The organism is Halorubrum xinjiangense, from assembly GCF_049604745.1.
Classification (GTDB): Archaea; Halobacteriota; Halobacteria; order Halobacteriales; family Haloferacaceae; genus Halorubrum; species Halorubrum xinjiangense_A.
In genome coordinates, this window is record NZ_CP187140.1 from 469,327 (window position 1) to 495,648 (window position 26,322).

A 26,322-nucleotide genomic window follows, 5' to 3' on the forward strand; every position below is an offset into this window, starting at 1 on the left:
CCGCTCCAATAATCTCGCGAATAGCTGCTGTCAATCGAGCTCGTGTCTCTACGTCTAGACGGCCATCGAGTACGAGGAACGCACCGTCTGTCCCAGAGATATCAACGACCGTTCCCGGGGTCAACTCGTACTCGTCCCGGACCTCGTGCGGGATACGCACGACCCACGAACCGTTGGCATCCCGGATTGTCGCTCTAGTCATCAGCCATCACCATCAGGAGTGCTAACGAGGAGAGGACCACGACCAGCCCGACAAGCGCAGCAAACTGAACATCGACTGTCGCCCCATCCTTGATAAAAAGGAATAGTGAGCCGACGCTGACACCGCCTAGAAGAGCTACTGGTACCTTCATAGTCGGTCATAGCGTCGTTTCGTTCGTTCGACTCTATCCTTAGACATCGTCTTGAACCGGTCTACGACTGTACCGTTGTCGTCGCGGATAGTGATGTAGTAGACCGTCCCGGTCTGCTCGTCAACATCGACATTCATCGCGAATCACCTCTGAGTTCGAGAAGTTCTTCTCGGTCAAGAGAGAAGGTCTCCTCGTCCATTTGATAGAGCGTGTCCCCAACGTGATGCTTGTCACCTTCTATTACTTCTGTGAGCTCTATCTCTAACTCGTATTCTGGCCAGTCATGACCCGTCCACGACCCATAGACTACTCCCCCAACAGCCATGAAACTCTCTTTCTCTTCACCAGAGTAATACGCTCGGCTAATCAGAACGAGGTCTCCTACAGTATGTTGAGGAGTCATCATCTCGACTCACCGTATTGTTCGGCCTCCAGCATCACCGTCGCGATATTGTGTATATTTTTAGCAGCAGTAGACCGAGATACCCCGGTTGCACTACTGAAATCGTCAATCATCGCTTCCATCTCGTCAATTATTATCTGTCCGTTATCGTACGGCTCAGCCTGTCGCTGCGCGTCAACAACGGCCGTCTCTAACTCTGAGACCCGCTCGTTCGCTTTCAACCATCGGATTCGCACTTCGTCGACGAGCGCGACTCCATACCGGGTGTGTTCCTCGCCGTCGTCTAGCATCTGGTCGTAGATGTCGAGCAGGTCGTCGTCTCGGAGTTGCTCGAATCCCTTGCGAAGCCACTTGTTGGAATCACCAAACCTCATTGGTCATCACCGTCGAGCTCCCGGATACGTTGTCGCGCCCAGCTGAGACGAGCAGCTAATTCACCGCCATCCTTCGGGTGGAAATTCTTGTTCTCGTTGATGCGAATCATCTTGTCGCGGAGTTCGATGGCTTCGTCCAGCGACATCTGCTTGACTTCCGAGGCGGTCGGGCGACTCATCGCGACCACACTGTACAGTCGTCGTCAGGCACGACTATGCCGTCTTCTTCGTCTGTTAGCACGTTGTAGAGCTGCTGGAGGAGCCCAGTGGCCTCGTACGCGTCGCGCTGGTGTACCGGAGTCGCGAGGTACCGTCGTGCTTCGTTCGTTGCTTCTTCGATTTTCTTGTTTTCTTTCTCTTGCATTTCGTTCACCCCCGTGTCGGGAGTTAGACCTGACCCGGGAATCGAACCCAGTAAAGCACCAGCTTCAGGCGTTTTTGATATATTCCGCGACGCTCTTCCCGATATCTCCGACGTACTCAACCTCATAATCCCAATCAGGGTTGAAGCCCAATTCTCGCTCTAAGTGCCACTCGACGGCCTCGACGAGGTCCTCTAACTGGTCATGTCGGACAGTATCATACGTCTCGGCTCCTGCTGCGTTCTCGATGATGAGCGTGAGTCCATCTTCCTCTCGGTCGACGATACGAGCGTTAGGATTGTCGTTGTATACCGCTGACCCACAGTTGAGCCATACTCCGTTAATTACGTTTTCGGTGCTTGCTTCGTTTGAATTCGCGTTTGTTGCGTTCATTGTTCTCGTTCTTCCACTCAGGGTGTCCCTGAGTCCTTACTACCACCTAACACGGGGGAGAATATAGCCCTTCCCCCTACACGCACCAATAATGGTCAGTAAATAGTAGTGCTACAATACCATAAACGCCGAAAAAGAGGTATAGAAGCAAATAATAGCCTCACACACGTTTGAAACACTAATCAGATATTATCGTCAAAATCATCATCCAGCTTATCCAGCCAATCCCTCCGCGCTTCAGCACGCTCAACCTCAGTCCGCTCATCATAGTGCTTGCGCAGCGTCTCGATACCCACGTTCCCCCGGTCAGACACGACCTCCTCGGGCCAGTCATTCCGTAACCAGTGAGTGAACGCTCCTCTCCTGAACGGATGCGCCGACATAGACGACGGGCACGTGTACGCAGCATCATACGACGTAGCCTCACAATCATCCGGGTCGCGCTCGTGCGGGCAATCGATACCAATCGCACAGGGACGAGTCCACTTGTGACACTCTGTTCTCAGAGTCGTCGTGTGTACGCGACCACCGCCCGCAGAAGTGGTCAATAGCGGTTCACGACCATAGTCATCCTCGTGGTCCGGGCGTACGTCTAGCCAGTCATCGAGGAGCTCGCACGTGTCTCCCGAGATGTTGACGTTCCGTTCCCCGTTATCCTTGTTTTTAATCGGCGTCTCCGTGTCAGGTCTGTGGCGGACTTCCAGCTGTTGTTCGTCGCGCAGGTAGTCATCCACGTCCAACGCGTGTAGCGCGCCGATGCGGACTCCTGTGTGCCACAAGAGATGGAGCGTCACGTGCCCGAGAGAGGCGTACTCGTACTTCTTCAAGTGTTGGAGAATCTCTTTAGCACGGTCTACCTCAATCATTTCGTCGCGGACGTTGGCTTCGGCGTCGAGGTCGGGACTCCGGACGAGGTCGCTCAGGTCTTGCCGCACAAACACTCCCTCGCACCAGCGGATGAACACTCTGAGCGAGTCCATCTGCGTCTTGACTGTTACCGGGTTGAGTTCGCCTTCGTCTCTACGCCATACGCGATACTCGTACAGCGTTTTTCCGTCGACTTCCCGTAGCTCGGTCACGTCGGCTACTCTGTCACAGTACCTCACGAAGTGACCTAATCGCGAGGAGTGAGAGTAGTACGTCCATTCTGCTAGTTCGTCTTCTCTGTCGTCGAGGTAGAGGTCTACTGCGGTCTGTACGTCTATTGGTTCGATTTCGTCTGTTGACATCGTTGTCTCCTGATGCCGGGGGAGACGACGGAACGCCCTCAGTCCGCTCGCGATGGCTACCGGCTTCGCTACACGGGTTCAAATGGTGACGAATCCCGAGCGTGCGAGGGTTCGGAACTGCGGGTTGGGCTAGGAGTGAGCGTGCGAACGAGTAGCACAATACTTCCTGCAGCGCCCACTTGCTTTCGGAGCTTTTCACGACTAACCCTGATTCTCTCGTAGCAGCTCGCTACGCGACTGAATCGGGGGAATCGGTTCCTTCCGAACCCAGTCCTGAAATCGGGTTGAACGCGTCACCGATCGCGACCCCTCGCGTCGGACGATCGGTCCTCCCGATCGGCAGGTTCGCGACGATTTCGACCGTAACACAAGCGCGGATCCGGACTCGACGAGCTGCTCGTCGACGCTGAACCGACGCCGGAGGTTCGGTTGGCGGTTAGGGGTGTGGCTAAGGCCACAGATTCTAAGATACCCCACCGCCTCCGCAGATTTGGTCGTCTCCATTAGAGGAATGCTCGAAATTCTTTTCATCCATGTATAACTATCATGTGTATGTACAATCAGGCGAAGCAGATTGGAGGAAGCGCTATAATCACACTTACAGTAATAGCCGCGCTTTCCATGGTCTACGATATCCAAGCTCAATTTGGAATACATGGTCCGTTTGATCCAGTACTAGAGCTACTCCGTACAGTCCCTCTCACAGCATTCGGTCTCTTGGGAATTGCTTCATTACTCGCCGTGTACGAGCATACAACCGGCTTTTAGAACCACCAGAACCAATTTTAATGGTTGACGCACTACGCGCTGGTGCCAAAGCTGGTGAAGCAGTTCTTGCGGGCATGGCTGGCGGCGCAATATTCGCGACAGCTCAAGAACCATTGACCCTCCCAAGAATAGCGATGATTTCTATTTTCATCGCAATCGCCATGGTCGGGTATATATCGATTCGAACGTACTATGAATGGCGACGCGGTGAACAGCTAGATTAGAATTGCTTTCACAGAATGCCTGATACACCTTGGCAGGACAAGGACCGATTGTACAAGTTGTACGTGGAACACGGTCTTTCAGCTTCTGCCATCGGTGAGGAGTTGGGTTGCTCCGATACTACTGTCTTAGACTGGCTCGACAGATACGACATCCCCACGAGAAATCCGGATCCGCCACGGATGACCGGAGAGGATAATCCCCGCTCAGTTTCGAAGGATGACCTGCTAGCAGATTACAAACGTATTGCGGAGGAGTTGGGTAAGACTCCTACCCAATCTGAGTATAATGAATTTGGAAAGTATTCTCAGCGGGCAATACAATCACACTACGGCTCCATGGGCGCCATACAGGACGCTGCCTCTTTAGAGCGCCACAGAAAAGGTCGAGTGACTCTTCAGTGCGAAGTCTGCGGAGAGGAGTATAGCGTAAAGCACGCAGAAAAAGACAAGAGTCGGTTCTGTAGCCGCGACTGCCTGAGCCAGTGGAAATCTCAGTCGATCACATCGACAGCCGCGTAACCCCGTTTGATCACGGTGAACCAAACCGAACTAGCTGTGGAGCATCTTCGAACCGCTAGTGAGCATGATTTTCGGGATGGATCGCCGCTGTCGGCGGCGGACTGCCGCCGACGCGACGGCGTCGCCACTCACGACCGCTGTCCGGACCGGTGGACAGCTACCGGAAGAACCGGTCGTCAAGTGACTGGTTCGCTGGAACAGACCTACGCACACCAAGTGCTGTCCAAGCTGCGCGAAGCGTCATTTCGCAGAACTCCGTGAACGACCACTGCAAGAGGCGGCGCCCCCCGCGGCGGGGCGCCGCCACGTACTTCCAGTGGAGATATCGCCAGCTGTTCTGAAGCAGTAGGCTCACTACAAACATCATCAGCCGGAGCCCAGCGTCCTGAGAACTGGTGAAAGCGAGGCTCTGCTTAGCTAATCGGTAGCTCGACTCGATGCCGAAGCGCTTGCTGTAGTGTTCTCGGGCATCCCGTGGTGTGTCGATGAACGGCGCGTCAGCGGCGTAGCCGTGACGCGCCACCCCGTGTTCGTCGTATCGTCCCTGCTGGTAGACGCAGTCGATGAACACGGGGAACGTCACCTCACCGGCGAGATCGTGTTCGATCTCGCGGCTCCAGCCTCTGTTGAGTTCGTCTTGAATCGTCTCGCCCCACTTGACAATCGGCATGACGTAGGCGTAGTTGTGCTTGGACAGCAGTCCGAGGCAGGTACTGTTGTAGAATCCACGATCGAGGTAGACGGCCTTGACGCCGAGGTCAAGGCCGTCGAGCAGTTCGAGGAACTCAGCGAGGACATCGCTGGTGGTATCGCCAGCGACAAGCTGGCGAACCGCCAGCGTGTATCGTTTGTTGCGGACACGTACGTAGAGCGTCGCATAGGCGTGAAACGTCGTTGTTCCACGCTTGGCCTGTGAGGAGTACAGAGCCTCGGTTTCGTCCTCATCACCGTAGTAGGGATCGAGGTGGAGGTCTGCGCAGACCTCCACCGGTCGATCTGGAAGTGTCTCAAGCGTATCTCGCTGAAGCAGCGTGTCTCCAACCGATTCAACCGAATCCAGTTCAAACTGATCGGTGAGATGTCCACGGACGGTATTAGCGTGTGGTGAGTCGTCAGTCGTTTCGCAGACGTGATTGATCGAGGTCCCGCCGGCGCTGGCGCCGGCGAGGACCTCGTACAATGTCTCCGTAGAGACCTCAACGTCTTCTCCGAGATCTACCGAAAGCTCCTCTTCAAGACTGTTGACGACAAAATTAAGCAGGTGCTCTTCCTCTATCTCGCTGTCTGCTTCGGGTTGTTGCACATCTTCCCAAAGCAGACACTTCCTCTAACCCGATGTGATCGACTGAATCTGAGAACATGGCTGGGGAGAACAACCCCTACGATTACAACCAGACGGAATTCATCTGTGAGTGGTGCGGTGAGTCGTATTTCCGAGCTGCGAATAGAGAGGGGAAAACGCGTTTTTGCTCGCAAGAGTGTCTCGTTGAATGGCGATCTCGTGAATATTCTGGTGAGAATCACCCTCGATGGAAAGATAACGAAGACTACTATCGAGGCCCGAATTGGCACCCTCAGAGGGGCAAAGCACGTAAGCGAGATAACCACGAGTGCCAGCTCTGTGGGAGCTCTAACTCAGACCTAGACGTTCACCATATCATCCCGTTTAGTGAGTTTGATGATTACGAACGGGCGAATCGTCTTCAGAATCTCATAACGCTCTGCGATAGCTGCCACTCAAATGTTGAATGGGGAAATATTACTGTACAGTCAAAGCTCGGGATGTTCATCCAATAGTTCACGCCCTGTATCTCACATGTCGTTCCTGTCACCAACCCGGTCGCGCGTCCCGCTGGTGCTGTATACAGCAAACACACTGATGAATATCGTTGAAACTGCTGAAAAGGAACGGTAAAGCACATTTGATTGCCATATTTGGGATGATTTCTACTGAGAACTACTCTCAGTTCAGGAAGTAATCACAACGCCAATTATTTTGTACCCGTCTTCTATAGACTGAATAAGACGAATGTCTGAGTCGCCACCGGCGGATAATGACATCGGTGACTTGGGACCTCCCGAGTATCTTCTTTATCGGGTGGCTGCGGAACGTCACGAGCAGGACGGCCATGAAACGGGGCGTACCCGTATCCACAAGCTTTGCTGTTTAGCTGATCGGCTGTTAGCACAAGAACACGACCGAGAAGTCGGTCTGCCGAAGTATTGGTACAAATACGGCCGTACCATCTCGGAGGCTCAGTTGAATTCAGCTGTCACGTTCCGCCCCAACGCGAATCACTTCGGTGGCCAAGCATACTATCCGGCAGATCAAGTTAGCGAGTCCGACTTTGACCACCTGTCGGAGGACCTCAAAGATGACATCTACAACGCGGTTCAGTCCGTAGTCAGAGAACACGGCGACAAAACAGCGGAGCAACTAGAAGAGTACCAGTACCAAAACTTTGCACCTGATGGTTTCGTTGTCGCATACGCTGATTTGCGGTGGTATTTAAACACGATTTCGCAAGACGAAGATCAACACAGACTGAGCCAATTTGTCGCTCCCGATGAGAAGACCCGCATCGAAGAACTCCTAGATGAGATGCTGGCAAACTTTGACGAGGAGCGTTACTCGGAAATCCACGACCTCTACCTTGATTGGGACGATACGATGCGCCTGTTGGTCGACATTGGCCGAAGCCCGAGAGAACTCCACGACTTCACAGAAGCCTTCATCGAGGGAGCTGCGCGTATTATTCTCCGGTTCGAAGAGTACTCAAATATTGATTCGGAGGCGCTTGAAGACTGGCGTACAGAAAAAGAAAAAGTGAGGAAGGACCTCCGGAGTCGGATAACAAAGAAGCGGAAGGAAGCCCTCTCAGAAAGACAGTCTACCTCCGCTTTGGACAGCGTCGCTGATTCGTACAATACTGCTATATCTGACGACCTAGACAGCCTGTAGAATGGCTGATAATGCTTTCCTTGACAAAGGAGTTATCCTCGGGTTCTGTTTCTTTACTGACCCTCATCACAGGGAATGTAGGGAGTACTTGTTTAATGGCGAAACTGAGTATTTCGCTACGAAACAGGTTGAGGACATCTTCCGAAATGCGAAGGACTCAATTATTGAGGAGCATAGAAATGGAGTACTTCGGAACATCCAACGGGTGAAGGTCAATTATGAGGGGGAGCTAAGTGAGAGTGATATTGAGGAGATTCAGTCAGAAATTGACCGGGACGAAAATTCGGCATGGAGGTATTTAGAGGATTTCTACGATGATAAAGCCGGAAGAGGCGTCTACGAGGTCACTGATGAACTGCGCGAGGCATTCGTCTTTAGCTAAGCGAAGAACCGCATGACAGCAGCGGCTTATCGAGGCTACTTTTTGAGAGGAATGAGGAGGCGGCAAGTGTGCACCAAGACGCCTCCTCATCAAGAATCATGCGTCGGCTTACTACACTGTTTCCCTCTGAGTTCCTCGAAGAGCACGCCGAGGAACTCGGCGTGGTCGAGCGTGAGGGCAAACTTCAGATTCCCGTCCTCGTGTGGGCGCTCGTGTTCGGCTTCGCCGCAGGCGAGAGCCGAACACTCGCTGGATTTAGACGCAGCTACAACTCTACAGCCGATGAGACGATCTCTCCCGGTGGCTTCTATCACCGGTTGACACCGTCACTTGCAGAGTATCTCCGCGACCTCGTCGAGCGTGGTCTCGACGAGGTCGCTGTTCCCGACGCTGTTGACGCTGATATCAACCGATTCAGGGACGTGATGATCGCTGATGGAACGGTGTTGCGGTTGCACGAGTTCCTTTCCGACGAGTTCCAAGCTCGCCACGAGGAGCAGGCTGGAGCGAAGCTCCACCTGCTCCACAATGCCACCGACCAGACGATTGAACGGATCGATGTGACCGATGAAAAAGCGCACGACAGTACGCTGTTCAAGACGGGATCGTGGCTGCGTGGACGGCTGGTTTTGTTCGACCTAGCGTACTTCAAGTACCGCCGCTTTGCGCTGATCGACGAGAACGACGGCTACTTTGTGAGCCGGTTGAAGCAGAACGCGAATCCGGTGATAACAGAGGAGTTACGGGAATGGCGCGGGCGCGCCATTCCCTTAGAAGGGGAGAAGATCCACGACGTGGTCGGTGATCTCTCGCGGGAGTACATTGACGTAGAGGTCGAAGCGGAGTTCAAGCGGGGTCAGTACGAGGGAACACGGTCGCTAGACACGAAGCGGTTCCGCGTCGTCGGCGTCCGGGACGAGGACGCCGACGACTACCATCTGTACATCACAAATCTACCGAGAGAAGAGTTTTTCCCGGCAGATCTAGGGACGCTATATCGGTGTCGATGGGAGGTAGAAACGCTGTTTCGTGAGTTGAAGACGCAATACGAACTAGATGAGTTCGACACGAGCAGCCCTGTTGTGGTGGAGATTTTGCTGTATGCGGCGTTGCTGTCGCTGCTAGTGAGCCGTGAGTTGTTGGATCTGGTCTCCGAGCAGGCTGACGACGAGATCGTGTTTCCACCGGAACGCTGGGCGGCGACCTTCCGGTCGCACGCCCAGCTCATTCTTCACGAACTCGGTGAGTTCCTCGGCTACTCACCACCGCCGCTGTTGGAGCGGCTGATCGAAGACGCACAAAAGATCCACCAGCAACGACCGATCTTACAAGAGACGCTCGCTACCGCTACTCAACCAAGGTGTGAGGCTTAACTAAAGACGAATGGTTTCTTCAACTAACTGCTGTGTTTGTATCGCATACTGGGCAGTTAATGAAACCAACAAGATGGTAGCAAAGGCGGACGCGACCGCTGCGAGCTGCCCAGCCCTTTCAAATATTCCCCCTAGTGCGGCAGCAATAGAAGCAACCGACAGGAAAGTTACCAGAATAATAAGAGCTAGCCGAACACGAGGTGATTGTAATATGTCAATCTGTTTTGAGAGGTTTGACTCATCAGAACTCATGTTAGATTAATTCACCCACAGATCACTTGAATGCCAGTAATTGAGCGGGTAACGGTCATACAAACGCCTGCGTCCGCTCCTCCGTATGCTCGCTAACTACCTCGTCGACGCCCTCCCCGGTCGACCATCGCCGCGTGTAGCGCCTCGGCGGTGGTCATCAGCTCGGTTATATCGTCGGCCTCCTCGCTCCCCTCGTCCCACGCTTCACGTTCACCGGGACGGAAGATACCACGTCCATCGCTCGCCGAAACCCCTCGATCGCGGCCGAGCGTGAGGACGACGACGTCACCACCCGGCTTTTCACTCCCCGCGGCGACGATACCCGTATGAGAGTCTGCTGGGCCGCGCTCGCCGTCGTCCTCCTTGTTGTTCTGGCCGGTTGCGCCGGCGCGCCGGTCCCGGACGTCGGTTCCGACTCGCGGCCCGCCGATCTCGAATCACCACCCGACAACCCCGACGGCGTCGATCCGAACGACCCGGACGACACGGCTTGGACCGGCACCGTCGTGCGCGTCGTCGACGGCGACACGATGGAGGTCGAGTTCCCGAACGGCGAGGTCGACACTGTCAGGCTCCTCGGCGTCGACACGCCCGAGACGAGCGCGGAGTCGACGTCCCCCGGCGAGTTCGAGGGGATCCCGGAGACGGACGCCGGCCGGGCGCACCTCCGGGCGTGGGGCCTTGAGGCGTCGGCATTCGCGGAGTCGGAGCTCGCCGGCGAGGAGGTCACGGTCGTGACCGGCGGCGACCGTCGCGGGGGCTACGGGCGCCTCCTCGCGGTGCTGTACGTCGACGGCGAGGACTTCAACGAGCGCCTGCTGACGGAGGGGTACGCGCGGCTGTACGACACCGAGTTTGCGAAGCGGGACGCGTACGCCGCGGCCGAAGCGGACGCGAGGGAGCGCGGCGTCGGGCTCTGGACGTTCGACGAGTCGGACTACCCCACCGAGGCGAGCGAGGTCGACGACGAAGACCTCCCGCCGCTCCCCGACGACGGCGACTACGACTGCGGCGACTTCGACACGCGCGCGGAGGCGAACGCGGTCCTCGACCGGTCGCCGGACGACCCGCACAACCTCGACGCGGACGGCGACGGCGAGGCGTGCGAGTCGCTCCCCCAGTTCGGGGTCGACGCGGCCGCCATCCCTGTGTCGCCGTAACACACTTAAGAGCGCGCTCGGTACGGTGTCGTAGTGGCATCCCGACAGGGCGGGTCGGGGGACGCGGAGCCCCTCGGACCCGGATCGACGGAGCGTCGGACCGCTTCCACGACCGCCGCCGCGAGCCGAGAGGACGACGTGCGGCCTCGGTCGCCGCCGGAGTCGCCGGCGCGCCGCCGCGCTCGCGCCGGACGATCCGACCGGACCGGCCGAAGCGGGGAGTATCGATCGGTCGATCCGCCGCACGGCGGGAAGTCTGCCGCCCGGACGCCGGAGGACCCGCCCGTGCGCGACCCCTCGCTCTACGCGCTCACCGACCACTTCCGCGAGCGGCTCGAACAGCCCGGCCGCTACGTCTCGACGCGCACCGTGAGCGACGCGATCCGGGAGGGGCAGCTCCGCTGGAACAGCACCGACGGCTGGCGGTTCGCCCTCGTCGAGGGGGGCGTCCGCTTCGTCGTGGTCGTGAGCGACACGGAGACGAACTCTCCGGTCGTCGTCACCGGGTGGACCGAGGTCGCGGACCGCGAGGCGGCCCTCGAAGCCTCGCGGTGGGACGGCGTCGACGTTGACACCATCGCCGTGCGCGCCGCGCTGAGCGAGTCGGCGTCGACGCCCATTCCGGACCGGATCCGGCCCCGAACGGTCACCCGACCGTTCGAGGTCGGCGAGCACCGCCTCGAAACCGAGCCGGGCGAGCCGTTCGTGCGCTGTACCGACTGCGGCTGCCGGTTCCGCTCGAAGGAGGGGATCACCTCGCGCCGGTGTCGACAGCGGTCGCCGGGCCGGTAGCCGGCGAATTTGTTTATAAACAACTCTCGATATTCCACGGTATTCACCAGTGGCTACGCGGTGCGGTGGCGCGTGCCTGCGAGGCCGCTCTGCGGCCGAGCAGCACGCGCGAGGGAGTCGCGAGCGAAGCGAGCGACGAGGCTGGGGAGGCGTGAGGTGCGGTGCGGTCGCGGTCGGGTGGGACTCAAAGGGGCAGCCACGAGGGCGGCGCAGGCGACGTAAGCACCGCAAGGAGTGAGCGGAGCGAACGACTGAGGAGCGCAGCGAGCGTGCGCCGCCCTCGTGGCTGGGGCTTTGGAGGTGTTCACCGCGGTATCAACTCCGTACGATCTCCAAGACGCTGCCAATTCCGCTCGCCCGGTGACGCTATCCATTTCCGCGTCGCGGCCGAAGCTGTGGTGATGACCGACGACACCGGCGACGACGCCGGCGACGCCCCCACCGATGACGCGACTACCGACCCCGACAGCGCTGCCGACGACCTCTCCTTAGATCGCTTCCACGAGGCGCTCGAAGCCGAGGAGCGCCCGGTCGCGACCGCGAGTGAGGTCGCCCGCCGACTCGGAACCACGCAGGCGGCCGCCCGTGATGCGCTCGCCGCCCTCGTCGACCGCGGCGACGTGGACCGGCTCGATGTCGAGGCCGACCCCGTCGTTTTCTACCCGCGCGACTGGGGCGCGTTGGCGAACCGCGAGCGCGTCGTGACCTTCCCGAAGCGCCGCGAGATCGTCGTCGACCGCCCCACCCAGTACACCCGCGCGCGGCTCTCACAGTTCGCGAACCTCGTCGACACCACCGGCACCGAACCCGGCACGCGCGGCTACCTCTATCGGATCCGGCAGGAGGACGTGTGGGCCGCGCCGTTCGACGACGCCGACGCGCTCGTGGGTGCGCTCCGCTCCGTCCTCCCGCGACGCTACGACCACCTCGAGGAGTGGGTGCGCGACCAGTGGCGCCGCGCGCACCGCTTTCGGTTATACACCCACGCCGACGGCTACGTGGTCCTCGAAGCCGCCTCGGAGAGCCTGATGGGGAACGTCGCGGACCAGCACCTCGACGACGACCACCTCCGCGCGCCCATCTCGGACACGGAGGCGTGGGTCAACGAGGACGCCGTCGCCGCGGTGAAGCGCGCGCTCTACGACGCGGGCTACCCGGTCGAGGACGACCGCGACCTCGAAACCGGCGACCCCGTCGAGATCGAACTCACGACCGACCTCCGCGACTACCAGGCGACGTGGGTCGAGACGTTCCTCGACCGCAAGTCCGGCGTGTACGTCGGCCCGCCGGGGTCCGGCAAGACCGTCGCCGCGATCGCGACAATCGCCGCGGTCGGCGGCGAGACGCTTATCCTGGTCCCCTCTCGCGAACTCGCCGACCAGTGGCGCGAGGAACTGCTCGACCACTCCACGGTCGACCCCGCCGAGATCGGATTGTACCACGGTGGAACCAAGGATATCAGGCCCGTCACGATCGCCACCTACCAGATCGCCGGGATGGACCGCCACCGGAGCCTCTTCGACTCCCGCGAGTGGGGGCTGATCTGCTTCGACGAGGCGCACCACATCACGGCCCCCGTCTACTCCCGGACCGCCGAGCTCCAGAGCAAACACCGGCTCGGCCTCTCGGCGACGCCCGTCAGCGAGACGGGCAGCGAAGAAGAGATCTTCACCCTGATCGGCCAGCCGATCGGCGCCGACTGGGACTCCCTCTTCGAGGCCGGCTTCGTTCAGGAACCCGAAGTCGAGATCCGGTACGTCCCGTGGCGCGACGAGGTGTCCAAGAACGAGTACGCCGCCGCGGACGGCCGAGAGCGCAGACGGATCGCGGCCGAGAACCCCGCGAAGGTCGAGGAGATCCGCTATCTCCTCTCCGCGCACCGCGACAAGAAGGCGCTCGTCTTCGTCGAGTACCTCGACCAGGGCGACGAAATCGCCGACGCGCTCGGCGCCCCGTTCATCAGCGGCGAGACGCCCCACCACGAGCGCGCGGAGCTGTTCCGCCGGTTCCGGGCTGAGGCTGGAGGCGACGATGACGTGACGGGCGACCACGACGGCTCCCGCGACAGCGACGACCTCGACGTCCTCGTCGTCTCCCGGGTCGGCGACGAGGGGATCGACCTCCCGAACGCGGAGCTCGCGGTCGTCGCGAGCGGGCTCGGGGGCTCCCGGCGACAGGGGTCACAGCGCGCCGGCCGAACGATGCGTCCGACCGGCTCCGCGCTCGTCTACGTCCTCGCGACGCGCGGGTCGAGCGAGGAGGAGTTCGCCCAGCGGCAGATGCGGCACCTCGGTCGGAAGGGCGTCCGCGTCCGCGAGACGAACGTCGCGGAGTAGTCCGCGGGGCGGGGATTTTCGCCTCGCTCGCTCGGCCGGCGGTATCGGCCGAACGAGGTCGGAGCGTCAGAGCGAGTCCGCCAGGCGCTCGGCCGCCTCCTCGATCTCCCCCTCGTTCTGGACGAATCGGACGGGCGCGTTCTGATCTCTCGCGTACTGGAGCGCCGCGGACCGGTTGAGGTCCTGCTCGAAATCGATCTGGCGTTCGGTGACCCCGTCGAGGTCGCGGTCGCTCTGCCGCCTTCGTTCGAGGATCGTCGCCGGCTCCGCCTCCACGAGGACGAACGCGTCGGGCGAGACGTCCTGAAGCACTTCGACCGGGAGCCCCTGGACGTAGCCGGTCCGCGTTTCGACCGCGAGGTGCGTCGAGAGGATCACGTTCGTCGTCTCCGCCTCCTCGGCGACGAACTCGCCCGCGCGACGCTGGAGGCGACGCGTCTCGGTCTGCGAGAGCGTGCCGAGCTTCGCCCGCTCGGTCGTGATGCCCATCGCCGCCGCCTGTTCGAGCATCACGTCCCCGAAGTTGATCAGCTTGTACCCGTCTCCGAGTCCGCGCCGGACCGCCTGACAGACGCTTGAGAGGCCGACGCCGTTGACTCCCGACACGAGCGTGACGGACATCAGAAACTCACCTCGTTCTCCTCGTCCCCCGGCATTCCGCCGCGGTCGTCGTAGTACCGGCGGCCGATGAACTGAGCGCCGACGAGCATCATCAGCGTGTCGTAGAGGTCGTCCGCCGAGTCGAACGTCTCGACGTCTGATCGGCCGATGACCGCTCGGATCGTCGTGGACTCCCCGTCCGGCGGCGACAGCTTTGTGTCGCCGACCGTCTCCAGCACCTCGTCTCGGGGCGCCGGAAACTGTAGCTTCCTCGCGAACAGGTCACGAGTTTCTGGTAAGCGCATACATACCACATGACAGCGCACGTGAAGATAAGTGTGTATGTACCGCGGTGCCTCGCCGTCCCGCCTCCCGCGCCGGTCACCGGGGACCGCTCGCGGACCGTCAGCGGGCGAAGCTTTCAACACGCACTCCGGCGACTTCGCGACATGGACGCTGACGAGTCCTCGCCCGCGGCCGACAGGGACGCCGACCTGCGCCCGACCGTCGCAGAGGCGGTCGTCGACGCGATGCTCGACCGCGGCGTCGACACCGTCTTCGGGATCCCCGGGAAGCAGACCCTCCCGCTGAACCGGGCGCTCGCCGACCGCGACGCGCGGTTCGTCGTCGCCCGCCACGAGACCGCGGTGTCGCACCAGGCGTGGGGATACGCCGAGACGAGCGAGCCGGGCGAGATGGCCGCCACCTGCGTCGTCCCCGGCCCGGGCGACACGAACGCGATGAACGGGCTGAAGAACGCCCTCAACGACTGCGTCCCACTGCTCCACCTCGCCGTCGAGACGGAGCGGTCGGTCCGCGGCGGCGACGGCATCCACGAGACGCCGCCCGAGACGTACGACACGGTCGTCAAGGAGAACGTCCTCGTGGACTCGCCCGCGGGCGCGGTCCCGGCGGTCGTCGAGGCGATCCGCACCGCCCGCGAACACCCGCAGGGGCCGGTGCGCGTCGGGATCCCGAAGGACGTCCTCGCGAGCCGCACGCCCCAGCCGGCGGTCGGCGACCGCGACCCCTCGCCGCCGCCGGGCCCTCCCGCGGACGCGGTCAGGGAGGCCGCGGATCTGCTCGCCGACGCGAACTCCCCCCTCGTCCTCGCCGGCGGCGGCGTCAGACGATCGGGCGCGAGTGACGCGCTCCGGTCGGTCGCCGAGGCCCTTGACGCGCCGGTCGTGACGACTTATAAAGGAAAAGGGACGCTCCCCGAGTCGCACCCGCTGTCGGCCGGGGTCCTCTGTGGCGGCGCGAGCGCGGAGCTCCGCGGCCTCCTCGCGGACGCCGACGTCGGCCTCGTCGTCGGCTCCGACCTCGACGCGGTCGCGACCGCCTCTTGGTCCGTGACGATGCCCGAGACGCTGGTCCACGTCACGCTCGACGGCGACGACGTGGGGTTCGGCTACGAGACCGACCTCGGCGTCGTCGCCGACGCCGACCGCTTCCTCCGCGCACTGAACGACCACATGGACGACGAGAGCGCCGTCGCCCCCGACCGCGACGGCGCCGAGCGAGCGAAGTCGGTCCGCGCCGCCGACCGCGAGCGGTTCGAAGCGCTGTCCGAGTCGGCCGAAGGCGGCGGCCGCGACGGCAGCGACGACCGCGATTCCCGCCCCCTCCGCTCCGTCGAGGTCCTGTCGGCGGTGCGCGACGCGGTCCCCGAAGACGCGGTCGTCACCGCCGACGCGGGCGGATTCCGGCTGTGGACGCTCGTCTCGTTCCCCGCCGCGGGACCGCGGTCGTACGTCAATCCCGGCTCGTGGGCGACGATGGGCACCGGGCTCCCCTCGGCGATCGGCGCCAAGCTGGCGAACCCCGACCGCGACGTGGTCGCGCTCACCGGCGACGGCGGGCTCATGATGTGTGTCCACGAACTTCACACGCTGGCGAGCGAGGGGATCGACGTGACCGTCGTCGCGCTCAACAACGACGACTACGCGATCATCAGCGAGGAGGCGTCGCGCTCGTACGAGTTCCCCGAGGGCGCTTACGGCTGGGCGGAGACCGGGCTCGACCTCGTCGCGGTCGCGTCGGGGATGGGCCTGCCCGCGGAGCGCGTCCGCGAACACAACGCGGTCGGCGACGCCGTCGAGCGCGCTCGCAGCCGGGACGGGCCGGCGCTCGTCGAAGTCGTCACCGACCCGAACGAGCCGCAGGCCAGCGAGTGGATGACGGGGACGCGACCCGGCGAGTAGTCACTCGGTTTCACGCCGAGCATTTCCGAGATCTGAAGCGATCTATATGAGCGCCGACTCCAGAGTGCGGGTATGCGAAACCCGTGGGTCCACGACGACGTCCCGGACGATGCCGGGAGCGGATACGACGGTCCCGTCCGCCTGGTGGCGGCGTTCATGTGGGGCTCGCTTGCGGTCCTCGTCGGGGCGTTCGTCCTGCTCTCCGGGGCGGGCGTCGTCGATCTCGCCGACGGCGGATCGCTCGGTGAGGTCGTCACGGGGGTCGTCGCCGCGCTCGCGCTCGCGCTGGCGCTCCCGCTCCTGTTGAAGCTGCTCGCGATCTCGCGGGTGCTGGCCCTTCTCGCGTTCCTCGGAACGGGCGCGTCCGTCAGTCGCTTCGTGATCGCCCGCGAGCCGGAGCGGTTCCGGGCGCTACTCGACGCGCGCGACAGTCTCGTCGAGAACGCGGACTCGCTCGGCGGCCTCTTCGACTTCGTCGACTCGATGACGCCCGCGGCCGTCGACGCCGCGATGACGCTGGTCGTTGCCGTTCCGATCGCCTGACTGCGGCCCGTCACCTGACGCGCCGCGTTCTCCACGCGTTCGGCAGGACGTGATCCTTAACAACACTCGTCGTGAATCCGGCGCATGACGCATCCGAACGACGTCGCCGTCGGCATCGTCGGCCTCGGCGGCATCGGGTCCCACCACGCGACGAAGCTCGTTGAGCGCGGCGCGAACCTCGTCGGCGGAATGGACATCGACGCGGACGCACGGGCGCGATTCCACGAGGAGTTTGGCCTCCCGGCCTACGAGGACGAGGCAGCCCTCTACGACGACTGCGACGCCGTGTTGGTCACCACGCCGAACCGGTTCCACGAGGAGTACGCGACCTCGGCGCTCGCGGCCGGCCTCGACGTCCTCTTGGAGAAGCCGCTGGCGCACACGCTCGAGAGCGCCGAGCGCATCGCCGAGGCCGCCCGTGGCGCCGAGGGGTTCTGCATGGTCGGGTTCAACAACCGGTTCGCGGAGCCCGTGCGGGTGATTAAACACTACCAGGACGAGGGACGGTTCGGCGAGACCACCCACGTCGAGGCGAACTACGTGCGCCGGCGCGGCGTCCCCGGCCGCGGCTCGTGGTTCACGTCGGCCGACGTCGCCGGCGGCGGTGCGCTCATCGACATCGGCGTCCACGCGATCGACCTGGCCCTCTACTTCCTCGATCATCCCGAGGTCGTGGAGGTCTCCGGGGAGACGCGCTCGGAGTTCGGCGGCCGCGACGACTACGCGTACGTCCACATGTGGGGCGACGACGCCGGCCCCGAGGGGTTCGACGTCGACGACTCCGCGTCGGCGTTCATCCGCGCCGCGGACGGCTCCACCGTGTCGCTGGAGGTCGCGTGGGCGACGAACCGCCCGGCGACGGACGAGTTCGTGGTCCGGGGCACCGAGGCGGGCGCGACGCTCGACCGCGGCAGCGACGACCTCACCATTCACGAGGCGGGCGTCGGCGGCGGCCACCACCTCACGGACGCGACGGTCGAGACGCGCGAGGGCGACGGCCACGCCGCCGAGCAGGCGACGTTCCTCGAGGCGGTCGCCGCGGGCGAGGCGCCCGCGATCAACACCGTCGAGGAGGGCCTGCGCGTCCAGCGCGTCATCGACGCCATCTACCGGTCCTCGGAGACAGGCGCGGCGGTTCGGCTGGATTGAGCGGCCCCGTTGAGATTCGCTACAGGTGAGATATTCCATCCCGTTCCGTTAAAATACAGACGAACTATCCATCGTTCGAGAGGTCGGGAACAGTACGATCAAAGCTGTGCGAGGAGTAACTGAACGGCTTTCGGGATGATGAGGCCGAGGAGAAGCTGGGACCACATTGAGAACGTTCCCGGGTACTCTTTGGTTTGCTTGACGTACTCAATACGCCGGCGGAGCCTCTCATATTCGGTGGTGTCTGTCGGTTCTCGGAATTCATGTATTTCCCACGGAGCGTCGTAGTGGTCACGCACCTGCTCATCGAGATTCTTGAGTGTCTCCCGCTTTTCCCGCCGTAAGAACAGATGAAGGACGAGAATTCCGTATGCGACCGTGATTATACTCACGACCCAGATGCTCGTGAACATGAGGTTATAGATGATCCCCGGTGGGTCGCCCTCGGAGGCGAACACATCTGTGAGATGCGGGAGATATGCTCGAAGGGCAAACACGACTAGCCCGATCATAAGCAAGTAGTAGGCGCTCTTGATCAGCTCCCCCACGGGACGAAATCCGCCAACCCGCTCGGGGTCAGGAAAGTACGGTTTGAGGCCACTCTGAATAATCCGCCGTGGAAACAGGACGACAACGCCGAGATAGGCCGTGAGGAATTCGATTGCGACTGGAACGTATACAAAAGGAATGATTACGAGCCCGGTCACTAACGCGAGCGGACCGCCGACTCGTATCGCTTCAGCAGGCGTCACAATAAATAACGCGAATGCCCACCACCCAGCGGCCCCAAGCACGAACCCAATCCAGAGGAATCGGTCTGGGGCTAGTTTCTTGAAACGCCCCGGATCCGAAACCCGGTCGTCGATTGCCATCCGGTCAAGGACCCACCTGTACTCATTGTGTATCCATTTTGCAGCCACCACAGCACCGACGAGTGCGACCTCCTGAGCGAGCCATAGGGGATTGTTCACAAGAATGGGACGAATGCCTGTCACTGTCTGATAGACCCGGATAGCGATATCTATTGTGACGAAACAGCCGATAAAGACGTACGCGGGCGCTGGAGACCCGGGAAGCGCCGACGCAAGCCGTCCGAAACCAAATCGGGTAGCAACCCAATCGATCCAAATAGGATCATCCCCTGATGAATTCATAAGCGGGTATTACAAAATGTCTCCGTATAAACACTATGCCCCTGAACGCGAGACGTCTCTGTATTCATTGCGCAGATCTCATCCACCGACTGTTTCAGACAAGAATCCGCCTGAAGGATCGGAGTTCAACAGCGGCAACTGAGGCGGTCGGCGTCGGTGGACCCGCCCGCCGCCAACGCTCGCTCCGACCCCCGGCGACCGCGTCCGCGATGGGAACCTATTCGGTGCTGGACGCACTCCCGTCGAACAACTCGTGACCCGCGATCCCGGCCCGACGCCGCCCTCCGAACGGATCACCAGCCTCGATGCGCTCCGGGGGGTCGCGCTGCTCGGCATCCTCGTCATCAACATCTGGGTGTTCGCGATGCCGGAGTCGACCCTGACGAACCCCACCTCGTACGGCGACTTCTCCGGCGCGAACTACTGGGCGTGGTTCGTCGGCCACGTGTTCGCACAGAACAAGTTCATTACGCTGTTCTCGGCGCTGTTCGGCGCTGGCATCGTCCTGTTCACGGAGAGCAAGGAGCGGAAGGGACAGGACGCCGTCCGGCTCCACTACCGCCGGACCGCGATTCTCATCGCGATCGGCCTCCTGCACGCCTACCTCCTGTGGTACGGCGACATCCTCGTGGCCTACGGCCTCTCGGCGTTGTTCCTGATCTTCGCTCGCGACCTCGAAGCGCGGAAGCTGGCCGGGCTCGGCGTCGCGTTCCTGCTGCTTTTCGTCGGCCTGCGGCTGTTCGCCGCGCTGTCGCTCGGCGCCGAGGCGGTCGGGGGGTTCTGGGCGCCGTCGGAGGCCGCGATCCGCCAGGAGGTGGCGGCCTACCGCGGCGGCTGGCTCGAACAGCTCGACCACCGCGTGTCGGCCGCGTTCAACCGGCAGATCGGTATCGTCGAGAGCTTCTGGCAGATCGGCGGCACCATGCTGCTCGGCATGGCGCTGTACAAGTGGGGCGTCCTGACCGGCGACCGGTCGCGGACGCTGTACCGGCGGCTCGTCGGCGTCGGCGTCGTTGGTCTCGGTATCGTCGTCGCGGGCGTCGCGTACATCCAGGCGAACGACTGGAGCGCCGACGCCGCGCTGTTCTTCCTCCAGTTCAACTTCGTCGGAAGCTTCCTCGTGGCCGGCGGATACCTCGGGCTCGTCATGCTGTACGCCAAGCGCCGGCCGGACGGCCCCGTGACGCGGGCGTTCGCCGCGGTCGGCCGGACCGCGTTCACGAACTACCTGCTCCAGACGGTGATCGCCACGACAATCTTCTACGGGCACGGGCTCGGCCTGTTCGGCTCCGTGAGCCGGGTCGAACAGTACGGGATCGTCCTCGCCATCTGGGCGGTTCAGGTGCCGCTGTCCGTGCTCTGGCTGCGCTACTTCCGGTTCGGTCCCGTCGAGTGGGTGTGGCGCACGCTCACCTACGGGGAGAAGCAGCCGATGCGGCTAGATAACTGATCCCACGTTCTCCGAACTGAGACTCGCGAGGACACGTTCAACACCCTCCCGCCGAACCCCCGTCCATGACCTCGTTCGACGTTCACGACCACCGGCACGAACTGAAACAGCTCCGCGATTCGGGCGCGACGAGCCTCTGGGAGAACAGAGAGGAGATGGCGTGTCCGGTGTGCGAGGACGCCTTCTCGCGGCTGTTCGTCACGCGACAGACGGGGACGACGTTCCCCGAGAACGACGGCGCGCGATTCTGCCTGCTGCGCGACGGTGACGGCGTCTACCTGTTCAGGCACTGAACGCACCGGCGAAGGGTTACGGGGAGCGCCGGCTCCGTTGAAATCCTTTCTTCAGACATATATTCGTCTGAAACGGCTGGTCGCTGAAGAGTGCGAATTGATCGCTGAGAATCCTCCCATCTTGAGACGAACCGACTACGCACTCGCGGGGGTGTTGTCAGCGTCGCCGTCATCGATGAGCGGGTAGTCGATGTGGACTTCGATGCGGTCGAATGGGACGATCGGTTGTATCGCGCCGCTGGGGCCGCCCTCTTCGAGCGTAAGGATACCCAGTACTTCCAGCTGCTTCAGGTCAGAGTGGACATCAGACACGTCTCTCTCGACGAGCCGCGCCGCTTCGCGCATGCTTTCGGGAGCTTCCTCAGCGATCGCTCGGATGAGATTCAGGCGGAGCGGGGTGAGACTGTCGACGAAGTCGTCGTAGGTTCCGAACTGGAGCGTCGCCTTTCCGTCTTGGTCGTCGTTCTCGACGTCCTGGACGAACTGGAGTGCGTCCTCACGGATCTGTTCTCGGTCGCCGACGGTGATGTGGAGTGTGGTCATGGTTGGGGTGGCGGTGGGTCGGGTGGTGTTCGATCAGTGCGGCCGGGGTGGGTCGCCGCCGACAGCGTCCCAGTACTCATCCGCACTCGCCCAGAACTCGACGAGAAGCGCTTCCATCCCAGGGAACCCGACGCCGTCGAGATCGCCAGCGGCGGTGTGATGCTCGTGTCCCTTCGTATCCTCGTGGGAATTGTCGTACCGGACGAGCGTGAGATCGTCGAGGGTGCCCAGATGGAGCGTGTACTTCCAGCCCGAGGGGTACGCCTCGGTGTCGTCGGTCGGTGGAAGCACGACGTTCTCGACGAGGCCGGCTTCGACGTGCGTGTACTGGAAGAACGGCTCTGCGGGCATCCCGTACATGTTGGGACACCACCCAACGGCATAAGCGTTGGGCAGAAGTCCAACACCGAACGGGAACGTCGTGAGTGACAGCGACGGGCGCTTATAAATATCAGGCGGTGGCGCGTGCCGACGAGCGCCCGACAGGGCGCGAGTCGCACGCGCGAGGGAGTCGCTGGCGGCGACAGCCGCCAGCGACGAGGTTGGGGAGGCGTGTGGTGCTGTGCGGTTGCGGCTGGGGCATTGTAGGTGTCCACCGCAGTAGCCTCAACTATTTATAAACAGCCGACAGCAACACCGATATTCTCCTTATAAACAACCACGCCATCAGACTGAGCGACGTACTACACGTACTCCCGCTATCGCTCGCCGCTACCCCTGTATTGAGCGCGATTGGGTCGGAATATCTCACTTGTGACGGAACTCAAAGGATCCGGGCGTCAGTCGTCGCCGACGGGGTCGACGCCGGGCTCCGGGTCGTCGATGTAGCGCTCGGTCCACGTGCCGCGCGAGAACCACGCGACGCCGACGATCGCACCGAGGACGTTGCCGAGCGCCATGCCGACCCACACCCCGGTCTCGCCCCAGCCGGCGACGAACACGAGGTACGCCACGCTCGCGACCCGGCCCACCCAGAGGGTGAGAATCGAGATGACCATCGCGGTCTTCGTGTTACCGGCGCCGCGGAACGCACCGAGGATCACCTGCGAGACGCCGATGAAGGCGAACTCGACCGACCGGATCCGGACGTACTCGACCGCGTAGGAGATGGTCGCCGGCGCGTCCGGCACGTCGCCGAGGAACGCCCCGACGATCGGCTCGGTGAACGCGACGGCGACGACCGCGACGAGGAACATCACGCCCGCGCCGGTCGTGGCCGCGAACTTCACCGCCTTGCCGGCGCGGTCGGCGCGGTTCGCGCCGAGGTTCTGTCCGACCATCGTGTCGATGGCGCGACCGAGCCCCATCGCGGGCAGGAAGACGAGCGAGATGAGGCGGTTCCCGAGGCCGTAGGCGGCGACGACGGGCGGCGAGAACGTGACGATCATCGCCGTGAGCGTGATCATCGCGAGCGCGCTCGTCGTCTGCTCGACGCTGGACGGGAGCCCGAGCCGGAAGATATCCCGGATAAAATCGAGGTCCGGGACGAGGTGGCCGAAGGTTACGTCCGGGCCGTAGCCGGTCCCGAACAGGATCCAGAGCCCGATGGCCGTCGCGACGCCCCGCGAGAGGATCGTCGCGAGCGCGGCGCCCTGAATGCCGATCCCGGTGATCCCGGTCGCCGAGAGCAGGGTCGCCTCCAGCGCGACCGGGTCGAGCGCGGCGAGGCCGGGCACCGCGGCGAGCCACTCGAACAGCGGGTTCCCCTCGAACCCGAAGATGAAGAACGGGTCGAGCAGGACGTTCAGGAGGACGGAAATGAACATGACCGCCATCGGCGTCCGGGTGTCGCCGTAGCCGCGCATCAGCGCCGAGAAGACGAAGAAGCCGAACATCAGGGGGATCCCGGCGAAGATCACTTCCATGTAGTCGGCCGCGAGCGGGATCACCGTCGCCGCGGTGTCCGCGTCGCTCGGCAGGATCTCGAGGGCGGGTCGGGTGTAGAAGTAGCCGCCGATCCCGATGAACACGGACAGCACCGAGACGGTGAAGATCGTCTGTCCCGCCACGAGCCCCGCGGAGCCGTCGCCGTCGGCGCCGGTGTACTGCGCGACGAGGATCGCGCCCGCGGTCGTGAAGCCGCCGGCGACCGCGATCAACAGGAAGATGAGGGGGAACGCGAGGCTGATCGCGCCGACGGCCTCCGCCGAGAGCCGGCCGAGGTAGAGGGTGTCGACAATGTTGTACGTCACCTGCAACAGCTGGATGACGACGATCGGCCACGCGAGGCGGAACAGTGGCCGGAGGAGGCTCCCCTCGGTGATCGACTCGTCGTCGAGCGGGCCGTCGTCGTCGCCGTGGGCACCGGACGGACCGGCGACGGGGTTGTCGGGCGAACCGTCGTCGGAGGAGCCGCCGGGCGAACCGTCGTCGGAGGGGCCGTCAGGCGAACCGTCGTCGGAGGGGCCATCCGGGTCGGAAGCGGGCTCGTCGCTCACTGCCGTATAAACGGCGGGGGCGCTCTATCAGACTTCCGATCCGGTGACTACCCCGCCCCGCCGCTGCCCTCGTCGTCGCGGTTGCTCTCGGCGTCCTCGCTGAGATCCGGGGCGGCGGCCGCCGGCGCGTCGGGGTCGACGCCCCCCGGCGTCCCGGATCCCGCGTCGACGCGGGCGACGCCGGAGGTGTCGTCGAAGACGAGGTGCCGGTGCGGGTACGCCATCGTGACGTTCGCCTCCGGATCCCCGAGCCGCTGGCGGATCTTCGTGTTCACGTCCGACTGGACCTTCGCCAGCTTGTACGGCTTTTTCACCCAGTAGCGAAGCCGCAGGAGGATCCCGTTGTCGCCGAACTCGTGGAGCCGGCAGTCCGGGCCCGCCATGTACCGCGCCACGCCGATGCGGATGTCGGGCCCGCCGTCGATGACGGCGTCGCAGTCGCGCGCCGCGCGCTCGATGCGGCGGCGCGCCTCCGGGATGTCGCTCTCGTAGGTGACCAAGACGTCGATCGACCGCCGGGTCCGCTCGTCTTCGGCCGAGAGGTTCGTCACGTCGCGCTCGCGCATCGTCCCGTTCGGCACGACGAGGAAGGTGTTATCGAGGGTGAATATCTTCGTGTACCGGATCGTGATATCCTCGACGAACCCCGCCGTCCCGTCCTCTAACTCGATCATGTCGCCGATCTCGAACGGCTGGTCGGCGAGGATGAACACGCCGTTGATGAAGTTCCCAACGATCGGCGCGAGGATGATACCGATGACGGCCGAGAACACCGCCGTCCCCAGGAGGAGGTCCGTGAATTGGAACCCGACGGCGTCGAGCCCGACGAGCAGCGCGGCGCCGATCGTCCCCACCCGGACCCCGCGAACGATCGTCTGCGCGACGCTCTGTCGCGACACGCGACGCGCGACCGGACGGCCGATCAGTCGGACGGCGAAGTTGGCGACGACGACGCCGACCGCGACCGACATGAGGACCGTCAGCACGCTCGCTCCCGGTAGATCCGCGAGCCGAGATCCGAGGCCGGCGAGCCGCGAGATGACTCCCATGACCGGCGTCCCCTCCGGGAAGACCATGGGAATCCGCGGTCGGCCATCCGAAAAAGCGTTTCTCCCCGTGGCGATCGGGGCCGCGAGAACGCGGGCACAGCGATCGACGGCGCCCCGAACGCGACCGACGGCGCCCCGAACGCGACCGACGGCGCCCCGAACGCGAGCCCCGGGGCAACCACTATGGCCCGGCTGAGCGAAAGAAAGGTATGTCCCGACCGCCCGCGGATCCGACGACACCGAGGTTCAGCGTCGAACACGACTCCGAGCCAGGCGAGACCCTGATAGCCGGCTTCTCCTCGTTCGGGCTCGCCGGCCTGACCGCCGTCGACTACCTCGTCGACGACCTCGACCTCGCGGAGACCGGCCACGTCCGGATCGAAGGCGCCCCGTCGATCACGCCGTTCACGAAGGGAACGCCGCGGCACCCGATCCGGCTGTACACCGACTCGGACCGCGACATCACCGTCTTGGTCGCCGAGCAGTTCGTCCCGCCGTTCCTCGGCGAGCTGCTCGCGGACGCCCTCCTCGACTGGACGGAGGCGAACGGGGTCGACGAGATCGCGGTGTTGGCGGGCGTTCCCGTGGCGCACGGCCCCGACGCGCACCGCACCTTCCACGTCGCCACCGAGGACTACCGCGCCGCGCGCCTCGACGACGGCACGGACGTCCCCGCGATGGAGTCCGGCTTCCTCGACGGGGCGAACGCCGGCCTGCTCGAACGCGGCCTCGACTCGCCGCTCGGCGTCGGAGTGTTCGTCACGCCGGTCCACGCGCAGGCGCCCGACGTCGACGCCGCGGTGCGGCTCGTCGACACGGCGAACGCTATCTACGATATCGGCGTCGACGCGGCCCCGCTAGAGGCGTTCGCCGAGGAGATCCGGCGCCGCTACGAGGACCTCGCCGAGCGGATCGAGGAGCGGGAGCCGGAGGGGAGCTACGACCGGATGTACATGTAATCGGTCGGGGCCGCCGAGGCGAGGACCACGCTCCGAAAACGCGTACAACTCGACTCAT

31 protein-coding genes are annotated in these 26,322 nt (G+C 62.9%); 15 read left to right on the forward strand and 16 right to left on the reverse strand.

Features of this window, described 5'->3' with window-relative positions:
* Positions 1-194: 194 nt before the first annotated feature.
* The 7 genes from ACOZ35_RS03355 to ACOZ35_RS03385 form a co-directional block, all read right to left on the reverse strand.
* The gene (locus tag ACOZ35_RS03355; RefSeq protein ID WP_424015059.1) at positions 195-353 is read right to left on the reverse strand and encodes a hypothetical protein; all 159 of its coding nucleotides are present in this window, start codon (positions 351-353) and stop codon (positions 195-197) included.
* A 133-nt stretch (positions 354-486) separates the two neighbouring features.
* Positions 487-678: a hypothetical protein gene (locus ACOZ35_RS03360; RefSeq protein ID WP_424015060.1), complete on the reverse strand. Its 192-nt coding sequence runs from the start codon at positions 676-678 to the stop codon at positions 487-489.
* 77 nt (positions 679-755) lie between these two features.
* The gene (locus ACOZ35_RS03365; protein WP_424015061.1) at positions 756-1,130 is read right to left on the reverse strand and encodes a hypothetical protein; all 375 of its coding nucleotides are present in this window, start codon (positions 1,128-1,130) and stop codon (positions 756-758) included.
* A complete protein-coding gene (locus ACOZ35_RS03370; protein ID WP_424015062.1) occupies positions 1,127-1,318 on the reverse strand; it encodes a hypothetical protein in 192 nt (63 codons plus the stop codon). The genes ACOZ35_RS03365 and ACOZ35_RS03370 overlap by 4 nt, the downstream gene beginning before the upstream one ends.
* Positions 1,306-1,494, reverse strand: a complete 189-nt coding sequence (locus ACOZ35_RS03375) for a hypothetical protein (protein ID WP_424015063.1) — start codon at positions 1,492-1,494, stop codon at positions 1,306-1,308. Before ACOZ35_RS03375 ends, ACOZ35_RS03370 begins: the two co-directional genes overlap by 13 nt.
* A 64-nt stretch (positions 1,495-1,558) precedes the next feature.
* The gene (locus ACOZ35_RS03380; RefSeq protein ID WP_424015064.1) at positions 1,559-1,885 is read right to left on the reverse strand and encodes a hypothetical protein; all 327 of its coding nucleotides are present in this window, start codon (positions 1,883-1,885) and stop codon (positions 1,559-1,561) included.
* Positions 1,886-2,067: 182 nt separating this feature from the next.
* A complete protein-coding gene (locus ACOZ35_RS03385) occupies positions 2,068-3,114 on the reverse strand; it encodes a tyrosine-type recombinase/integrase (protein ID WP_424015065.1) in 1,047 nt (348 codons plus the stop codon).
* 552 nt (positions 3,115-3,666) lie between these two features.
* On the opposite strand from ACOZ35_RS03385, the gene ACOZ35_RS03390 reads away from it, so the two are divergent.
* Both ACOZ35_RS03390 and ACOZ35_RS03395 read left to right on the forward strand, forming a co-directional pair.
* Positions 3,667-3,882 (forward strand): hypothetical protein, encoded by a 216-nt coding sequence (locus tag ACOZ35_RS03390; RefSeq protein ID WP_424015066.1) that lies wholly within the window; start codon positions 3,667-3,669, stop codon positions 3,880-3,882.
* Positions 3,883-4,286: 404 nt separating this feature from the next.
* Positions 4,287-4,625, forward strand: a complete 339-nt coding sequence (locus tag ACOZ35_RS03395) for a homing endonuclease associated repeat-containing protein (RefSeq protein WP_424016099.1) — start codon at positions 4,287-4,289, stop codon at positions 4,623-4,625.
* Between the two features lie 157 nt (positions 4,626-4,782).
* Here the strand turns inward: ACOZ35_RS03395 and ACOZ35_RS03400 are convergent, their stop codons facing one another.
* A complete protein-coding gene (locus ACOZ35_RS03400; RefSeq protein WP_424013255.1) occupies positions 4,783-5,928 on the reverse strand; it encodes an ISH3 family transposase in 1,146 nt (381 codons plus the stop codon).
* A gap of 56 nt (positions 5,929-5,984) precedes the next feature.
* Here ACOZ35_RS03400 and ACOZ35_RS03405 point away from each other — a divergent pair, with 56 nt between their 5' ends.
* From ACOZ35_RS03405 to ACOZ35_RS03420, 4 genes are all read left to right on the forward strand, one after another.
* The gene (locus tag ACOZ35_RS03405; RefSeq protein ID WP_424015067.1) at positions 5,985-6,422 is read left to right on the forward strand and encodes an HNH endonuclease; all 438 of its coding nucleotides are present in this window, start codon (positions 5,985-5,987) and stop codon (positions 6,420-6,422) included.
* A gap of 232 nt (positions 6,423-6,654) precedes the next feature.
* The gene (locus tag ACOZ35_RS03410) at positions 6,655-7,587 is read left to right on the forward strand and encodes a hypothetical protein (RefSeq protein WP_424015068.1); all 933 of its coding nucleotides are present in this window, start codon (positions 6,655-6,657) and stop codon (positions 7,585-7,587) included.
* A 1-nt stretch (position 7,588) separates the two neighbouring features.
* Positions 7,589-7,969: a hypothetical protein gene (locus ACOZ35_RS03415; RefSeq protein WP_424015069.1), complete on the forward strand. Its 381-nt coding sequence runs from the start codon at positions 7,589-7,591 to the stop codon at positions 7,967-7,969.
* Positions 7,970-8,067: 98 nt separating this feature from the next.
* Positions 8,068-9,342: an IS4 family transposase gene (locus ACOZ35_RS03420; protein ID WP_424016034.1), complete on the forward strand. Its 1,275-nt coding sequence runs from the start codon at positions 8,068-8,070 to the stop codon at positions 9,340-9,342.
* Here the strand turns inward: ACOZ35_RS03420 and ACOZ35_RS03425 are convergent, their stop codons facing one another.
* Positions 9,343-9,594, reverse strand: a complete 252-nt coding sequence (locus ACOZ35_RS03425; RefSeq protein WP_424015070.1) for a hypothetical protein — start codon at positions 9,592-9,594, stop codon at positions 9,343-9,345.
* Between the two features lie 326 nt (positions 9,595-9,920).
* Between ACOZ35_RS03425 and ACOZ35_RS03430 the strand changes: the two genes are divergently transcribed.
* The 3 genes from ACOZ35_RS03430 (at position 9,921) to ACOZ35_RS03440 (ending at position 13,882) form a co-directional block, all read left to right on the forward strand.
* On the forward strand, positions 9,921-10,754 hold the full coding sequence (locus ACOZ35_RS03430; RefSeq protein WP_424015071.1) for a thermonuclease family protein: 834 nt from the start codon (positions 9,921-9,923) through the stop codon (positions 10,752-10,754).
* A gap of 33 nt (positions 10,755-10,787) precedes the next feature.
* Entirely contained in the window at positions 10,788-11,546 is a 759-nt protein-coding gene (locus ACOZ35_RS03435) for a hypothetical protein (RefSeq protein ID WP_424015072.1), read from the forward strand.
* 401 nt (positions 11,547-11,947) lie between these two features.
* The gene (locus ACOZ35_RS03440) at positions 11,948-13,882 is read left to right on the forward strand and encodes a DEAD/DEAH box helicase (protein WP_424015073.1); all 1,935 of its coding nucleotides are present in this window, start codon (positions 11,948-11,950) and stop codon (positions 13,880-13,882) included.
* A gap of 66 nt (positions 13,883-13,948) precedes the next feature.
* Here ACOZ35_RS03440 and ACOZ35_RS03445 read toward each other — a convergent pair whose 3' ends face one another.
* Positions 13,949-14,503, reverse strand: a complete 555-nt coding sequence (locus ACOZ35_RS03445) for an adenylate kinase (RefSeq protein WP_424015074.1) — start codon at positions 14,501-14,503, stop codon at positions 13,949-13,951.
* Positions 14,503-14,787, reverse strand: coding sequence for a DUF5789 family protein (locus ACOZ35_RS03450; RefSeq protein ID WP_424015075.1), 285 nt, complete (start codon positions 14,785-14,787; stop codon positions 14,503-14,505). The genes ACOZ35_RS03445 and ACOZ35_RS03450 overlap by 1 nt, the downstream gene beginning before the upstream one ends.
* A gap of 144 nt (positions 14,788-14,931) precedes the next feature.
* On the opposite strand from ACOZ35_RS03450, the gene ACOZ35_RS03455 reads away from it, so the two are divergent.
* From ACOZ35_RS03455 to ACOZ35_RS03465, 3 genes are all read left to right on the forward strand, one after another.
* Positions 14,932-16,686: a thiamine pyrophosphate-binding protein gene (locus ACOZ35_RS03455; protein WP_424015076.1), complete on the forward strand. Its 1,755-nt coding sequence runs from the start codon at positions 14,932-14,934 to the stop codon at positions 16,684-16,686.
* Between the two features lie 72 nt (positions 16,687-16,758).
* Positions 16,759-17,229: a hypothetical protein gene (locus ACOZ35_RS03460; protein ID WP_424015077.1), complete on the forward strand. Its 471-nt coding sequence runs from the start codon at positions 16,759-16,761 to the stop codon at positions 17,227-17,229.
* 84 nt (positions 17,230-17,313) lie between these two features.
* Positions 17,314-18,378, forward strand: a complete 1,065-nt coding sequence (locus tag ACOZ35_RS03465) for a Gfo/Idh/MocA family protein (protein WP_424015078.1) — start codon at positions 17,314-17,316, stop codon at positions 18,376-18,378.
* Positions 18,379-18,476: 98 nt separating this feature from the next.
* Here ACOZ35_RS03465 and ACOZ35_RS03470 read toward each other — a convergent pair whose 3' ends face one another.
* Entirely contained in the window at positions 18,477-19,532 is a 1,056-nt protein-coding gene (locus ACOZ35_RS03470; RefSeq protein ID WP_424015079.1) for a hypothetical protein, read from the reverse strand.
* A 253-nt stretch (positions 19,533-19,785) separates the two neighbouring features.
* On the opposite strand from ACOZ35_RS03470, the gene ACOZ35_RS03475 reads away from it, so the two are divergent.
* Complete coding sequence (locus tag ACOZ35_RS03475; RefSeq protein ID WP_424015080.1) at positions 19,786-20,982, forward strand: DUF418 domain-containing protein; 1,197 nt, start codon at positions 19,786-19,788, stop codon at positions 20,980-20,982.
* A 65-nt stretch (positions 20,983-21,047) separates the two neighbouring features.
* Positions 21,048-21,275, forward strand: coding sequence for a DUF7385 family protein (locus ACOZ35_RS03480; protein WP_424015081.1), 228 nt, complete (start codon positions 21,048-21,050; stop codon positions 21,273-21,275).
* 135 nt (positions 21,276-21,410) lie between these two features.
* Here ACOZ35_RS03480 and ACOZ35_RS03485 read toward each other — a convergent pair whose 3' ends face one another.
* The 4 genes from ACOZ35_RS03485 to ACOZ35_RS03500 all read right to left on the reverse strand — a co-directional run bounded on the left by ACOZ35_RS03485 (position 21,411) and on the right by ACOZ35_RS03500 (position 25,332).
* Positions 21,411-21,818, reverse strand: a complete 408-nt coding sequence (locus tag ACOZ35_RS03485) for a transcriptional regulator (protein ID WP_424015082.1) — start codon at positions 21,816-21,818, stop codon at positions 21,411-21,413.
* A gap of 33 nt (positions 21,819-21,851) precedes the next feature.
* Positions 21,852-22,169 carry a toxin-antitoxin system TumE family protein gene (locus ACOZ35_RS03490; protein WP_424016100.1) on the reverse strand — a complete coding sequence of 106 codons (318 nt, stop codon included), beginning with the start codon at positions 22,167-22,169 and terminating at the stop codon, positions 21,852-21,854.
* Between the two features lie 428 nt (positions 22,170-22,597).
* Positions 22,598-24,256: an MATE family efflux transporter gene (locus ACOZ35_RS03495; protein WP_424015083.1), complete on the reverse strand. Its 1,659-nt coding sequence runs from the start codon at positions 24,254-24,256 to the stop codon at positions 22,598-22,600.
* A gap of 47 nt (positions 24,257-24,303) precedes the next feature.
* A complete protein-coding gene (locus ACOZ35_RS03500; RefSeq protein WP_424015084.1) occupies positions 24,304-25,332 on the reverse strand; it encodes a mechanosensitive ion channel family protein in 1,029 nt (342 codons plus the stop codon).
* Positions 25,333-25,514: 182 nt separating this feature from the next.
* Between ACOZ35_RS03500 and ACOZ35_RS03505 the strand changes: the two genes are divergently transcribed.
* Positions 25,515-26,264: a proteasome assembly chaperone family protein gene (locus ACOZ35_RS03505; protein WP_424015085.1), complete on the forward strand. Its 750-nt coding sequence runs from the start codon at positions 25,515-25,517 to the stop codon at positions 26,262-26,264.
* Positions 26,265-26,322 lie beyond the last annotated feature (58 nt).

What these genes read in the sequence shown, in the direction of transcription:
- ACOZ35_RS03355 (WP_424015059.1), bottom strand. Translation starts at nt 353, where the DNA reads ATGAAGGTACCAGTAGCTCTTCTAGGCGGTGTCAGCGTCGGCTCACTA.
- ACOZ35_RS03360 (WP_424015060.1), bottom strand. Translation starts at nt 678, where the DNA reads ATGGCTGTTGGGGGAGTAGTCTATGGGTCGTGGACGGGTCATGACTGG.
- ACOZ35_RS03365 (WP_424015061.1), bottom strand. Translation starts at nt 1,130, where the DNA reads ATGAGGTTTGGTGATTCCAACAAGTGGCTTCGCAAGGGATTCGAGCAA.
- ACOZ35_RS03375 (WP_424015063.1), bottom strand. Translation starts at nt 1,494, where the DNA reads ATGCAAGAGAAAGAAAACAAGAAAATCGAAGAAGCAACGAACGAAGCA.
- ACOZ35_RS03380 (WP_424015064.1), bottom strand. Translation starts at nt 1,885, where the DNA reads ATGAACGCAACAAACGCGAATTCAAACGAAGCAAGCACCGAAAACGTA.
- ACOZ35_RS03385 (WP_424015065.1), bottom strand. Translation starts at nt 3,114, where the DNA reads ATGTCAACAGACGAAATCGAACCAATAGACGTACAGACCGCAGTAGAC.
- ACOZ35_RS03390 (WP_424015066.1), top strand. Translation starts at nt 3,667, where the DNA reads ATGTACAATCAGGCGAAGCAGATTGGAGGAAGCGCTATAATCACACTT.
- ACOZ35_RS03395 (WP_424016099.1), top strand. Translation starts at nt 4,287, where the DNA reads ATGACCGGAGAGGATAATCCCCGCTCAGTTTCGAAGGATGACCTGCTA.
- ACOZ35_RS03405 (WP_424015067.1), top strand. Translation starts at nt 5,985, where the DNA reads ATGGCTGGGGAGAACAACCCCTACGATTACAACCAGACGGAATTCATC.
- ACOZ35_RS03410 (WP_424015068.1), top strand. Translation starts at nt 6,655, where the DNA reads ATGTCTGAGTCGCCACCGGCGGATAATGACATCGGTGACTTGGGACCT.
- ACOZ35_RS03415 (WP_424015069.1), top strand. Translation starts at nt 7,589, where the DNA reads ATGGCTGATAATGCTTTCCTTGACAAAGGAGTTATCCTCGGGTTCTGT.
- ACOZ35_RS03420 (WP_424016034.1), top strand. Translation starts at nt 8,068, where the DNA reads ATGCGTCGGCTTACTACACTGTTTCCCTCTGAGTTCCTCGAAGAGCAC.
- ACOZ35_RS03425 (WP_424015070.1), bottom strand. Translation starts at nt 9,594, where the DNA reads ATGAGTTCTGATGAGTCAAACCTCTCAAAACAGATTGACATATTACAA.
- ACOZ35_RS03430 (WP_424015071.1), top strand. Translation starts at nt 9,921, where the DNA reads ATGAGAGTCTGCTGGGCCGCGCTCGCCGTCGTCCTCCTTGTTGTTCTG.
- ACOZ35_RS03440 (WP_424015073.1), top strand. Translation starts at nt 11,948, where the DNA reads ATGACCGACGACACCGGCGACGACGCCGGCGACGCCCCCACCGATGAC.
- ACOZ35_RS03445 (WP_424015074.1), bottom strand. Translation starts at nt 14,503, where the DNA reads ATGTCCGTCACGCTCGTGTCGGGAGTCAACGGCGTCGGCCTCTCAAGC.
- ACOZ35_RS03450 (WP_424015075.1), bottom strand. Translation starts at nt 14,787, where the DNA reads ATGCGCTTACCAGAAACTCGTGACCTGTTCGCGAGGAAGCTACAGTTT.
- ACOZ35_RS03455 (WP_424015076.1), top strand. Translation starts at nt 14,932, where the DNA reads ATGGACGCTGACGAGTCCTCGCCCGCGGCCGACAGGGACGCCGACCTG.
- ACOZ35_RS03460 (WP_424015077.1), top strand. Translation starts at nt 16,759, where the DNA reads ATGCGAAACCCGTGGGTCCACGACGACGTCCCGGACGATGCCGGGAGC.
- ACOZ35_RS03465 (WP_424015078.1), top strand. Translation starts at nt 17,314, where the DNA reads ATGACGCATCCGAACGACGTCGCCGTCGGCATCGTCGGCCTCGGCGGC.
- ACOZ35_RS03470 (WP_424015079.1), bottom strand. Translation starts at nt 19,532, where the DNA reads ATGAATTCATCAGGGGATGATCCTATTTGGATCGATTGGGTTGCTACC.
- ACOZ35_RS03480 (WP_424015081.1), top strand. Translation starts at nt 21,048, where the DNA reads ATGACCTCGTTCGACGTTCACGACCACCGGCACGAACTGAAACAGCTC.
- ACOZ35_RS03485 (WP_424015082.1), bottom strand. Translation starts at nt 21,818, where the DNA reads ATGACCACACTCCACATCACCGTCGGCGACCGAGAACAGATCCGTGAG.
- ACOZ35_RS03490 (WP_424016100.1), bottom strand. Translation starts at nt 22,169, where the DNA reads ATGCCCGCAGAGCCGTTCTTCCAGTACACGCACGTCGAAGCCGGCCTC.
- ACOZ35_RS03500 (WP_424015084.1), bottom strand. Translation starts at nt 25,332, where the DNA reads ATGGTCTTCCCGGAGGGGACGCCGGTCATGGGAGTCATCTCGCGGCTC.
- ACOZ35_RS03505 (WP_424015085.1), top strand. Translation starts at nt 25,515, where the DNA reads ATGTCCCGACCGCCCGCGGATCCGACGACACCGAGGTTCAGCGTCGAA.